Origin of the sequence: Streptomyces sp. NPDC048269, assembly GCF_040652395.1 — a bacterium.
GTDB lineage: Bacteria > Actinomycetota > Actinomycetes > Streptomycetales > Streptomycetaceae > Streptomyces.
This window is the reverse complement of sequence record NZ_JBEZLW010000115.1, coordinates 1-2725: the sequence shown is the minus strand read 5'-3', so window position 1 is coordinate 2725 and position 2725 is coordinate 1. Positions and strand designations below refer to the sequence as shown.

Annotated in this window: 3 protein-coding genes; all 3 read right to left on the bottom strand. The window is 70.9% G+C overall.

The features are described 5' to 3' along the window. Nucleotides 1–721: adenosylhomocysteinase (locus tag AB0D48_RS37345; RefSeq protein WP_362407809.1), on the bottom strand; the 721-nt coding region annotated here is incomplete at its 3' end. Between the two features lie 35 nt (nt 722–756). Beyond that, nucleotides 757–1686, bottom strand: coding sequence for a methylenetetrahydrofolate reductase [NAD(P)H] (gene metF / locus AB0D48_RS37340; protein ID WP_362407806.1), 930 nt, complete (start codon nt 1684–1686; stop codon nt 757–759). Nucleotides 1687–1729: 43 nt separating this feature from the next. Further along, nucleotides 1730–2725, bottom strand: a 996-nt coding sequence (locus AB0D48_RS37335; RefSeq protein WP_362407803.1) for a vitamin B12 dependent-methionine synthase activation domain-containing protein, incomplete at its 5' end; no start/stop codon positions are given.

The following is a 2725-nucleotide window of genomic DNA, read 5'->3' as shown; positions in this document are numbered from 1 at the left end:
CGTCGATCAGCGAGTGCCGGCAGCCGTACTTGTTGTCGAACTTCGACTTGGTGACGGCGTCGTTCACGTTGATCGCCGGGAAGAGCAGGGTGCCCGCCTGGTGCATCTCGTAGAGGCGGTGGACGCCGGTGGTGGTCTCCTCGGTCACGCCGCGGATCTCGGACGCCAGCTGCGTCCAGTCGAGGGTGGTCTTCCGCAGCAGCTCCAGGACCAGCGCCATCTCGTCGTTGTCCGCGGTGGACGGGTCCGGAACGGCGCCGGCCTTCTGGTACTCGACGCCCTTGTGCACGAGCAGGGTGGCATCACCGCCGTCGTCGAGGATCATGTTCGGGCCCGCGTGGCCCGGCCAGGTCAGCGCCTGCTCCGTGCACCACCAGTACTCCTCGAGCGTCTCGCCCTTCCAGGCGAAGACGGGGATGCCGGCCGCCGCGACCGCCGCCGCCGCGTGGTCCTGCGTCGAGTAGATGTTGCACGACACCCAGCGGACCTCCGCGCCCAGGGCCACCAGCGTCTCGATGAGCACGGCCGTCTGCACGGTCATGTGCAGGGAGCCGGTGATGCGCGCCCCGGCCAGCGGCTGGGCGGCGGCGTACTCCCGGCGGATCGACATCAGGCCGGGCATCTCGTGCTCGGCGAGCGTGATCTCCTTGCGGCCGTACGCGGCGAGGGACAGGTCGGCGACCTTGAAGTCGGTGAACTCGGCTGTGGGCTGGCTGGGCATGGACTACTCCGGTGTGTGGGCGTCGGGGTTCAGGGTCAGTTGACGTTCAGGTTCTGGTGGATCTCTCGGGTCGCCGTGGAACGGTTGAGGGTGATGTAGTGCAGGCCGGGGGCGCCTTCGGCCAGCAGCCGTGCGGCCATGGCGGTCGCGTACTCCACTCCGATGGCGTGGCCGGCGGCCGGGTCGTCGCGTACCGCGTCCAGGCGCCGGGCGAGGTGCTCGGGGAAGCGGGCATCGCTCAGCTCGGCGAAGCGGCGGATCTGCCGTACGTCGGTGGCGGGCATGATCTCGGGGATCACCGGGGTGAGGCAGCCGACGGCGGCCAGCCGGTCGCGCAGCCGCAGGTAGTCCTCCACCTGGAAGAACATCTGCGTGATCGCGTAGTCGGCGCCCGCCTCGCACTTGGCCGCGAAGTGCCGGATGTCCTCGGTCCAGCCCGGTGAGCGCGGGTGGCACTCGGGGAACGCGGCCACCCCCACGGTGAAGTCCCCCAGCTGGCGGATCAGGCTGACGAGTTCGTGGGCGTGCGCGAAGCCCTGCGGGTGCGGGGTCCACACGCCCTTCGGGTCGCCCGGCGGGTCGCCGCGCAGGGCGAGGACGTCGCGGATCCCGGCGTCCGCGTACTGGCCGATGATGTGCCGCAGCTCGGCGACCGAGTGACCGACCGCGGTCAGGTGGGCCACCGGACGCAGCGTGGTCTCGGTCGCGATCCGTTTGGTGACCTCGACCGTGCGGTCGCGGGAGGAGCCTCCCGCGCCGTAGGTGACGGAGACGAAGGACGGCGCGAGGGCCTCGATCCGGCGGATCGCGTTCCAGAGGGTGCGCTCCCCCGCCTCCGTCTTCGGCGGGAAGAACTCGAAGGAGTACGAGCGCCGGCCGCTGGCCAGCAGTTCGCGTACGCCCGGGCGCGCGGGCCCGGGCTTGGGGTGCGCGAGCGCCGGGCGCTCGGTGAGGACTGCTGCCATGGCTCACTTCCGTTCATCGACCGGCATCCGGCGTCCGGAGAGGTCAGCGTGCGTTGAAGTACGTCGCTTCGGGGTGGTGGATCACGATGGCGTCGGTGGACTGCTCGGGGTGGAGCTGGAACTCCTCCGAGAGGTGGACGCCGATCCGCTCCGGCCGCAGGAGGTCGGCGATCTTGGCGCGGTCCTCCAGGTCGGGGCAGGCGGGGTAGCCGAGGGAGTAGCGGCATCCCTGGTACTCGGTGCGGAACATGCCGTCCATGGAGGCCGGGTCGGATCCGGCGACGCCCAGTTCGGCGCGGACTCGGGCGTGCCAGTACTCGGCGAGGGCCTCGGCCAGCTGCACGGAGAGGCCGTGCAGTTCCATGTACTCGCGGTAGGCGTCGGCGGCGAACAGCCGGGCCGTCTCCTCGCCGATGCGGCTGCCGACGGTGACGACCTGGAGGCCGACGACGTCGGTCTCGCCGGATTCCTCGGGGCGGAAGAAGTCCGCGAGGCACAGGCGGCGGCCGCGGGTCTGGCGGGGGAAGGAGAAGCGGGTCCGCTCGGATCCGTTCTCGTCGAGGATGATCAGGTCGTCGCCCTTGGACACGCAGGGGAAGTAGCCCTGTACGACGGCGGCCTCCAGCAGCCCGTCGGTGTGCAGCCGGTCCAGCCAGCCGCGCAGCCGGGGCCGGCCGTCCGTCTCGATGGTCTCGGTGTCCTTGAGGCCCCACTGGCCCTTGAACAGGGCGGTCTCGTCCAGCCAGGAGGCGTACTCCTTGAGCGGGATGCCCTTGATGACGCGGGTGCCCCAGAACGGCGGGGCGGGGACCGGGTTGTCGACGGCCACGTCGGAGCGGCCGCCGTCCGCCGGTTCCGCGACGGGGAAGGGGGTGTCCCGCTTGGGCACGCGACGCTGTTTGAGGGGCGGGAGTTCGACGCCGGGGACGCCGCGTTTGACGCCCATGAGGGCGTCCATCAGGCGCAGGCCTTCGAAGGCGTCGCGGGCGTAGCGGACTTCGCCCTCGTAGATTTCGTGGAGGTCCTGTTCGACGTAGGC

Bases quoted from the DNA above. Each gene is read 5' to 3' on its own strand.
- metF (WP_362407806.1), bottom strand. From the start codon at position 1,686: ATGGCAGCAGTCCTCACCGAGCGCCCGGCGCTCGCGCACCCCAAGCCC.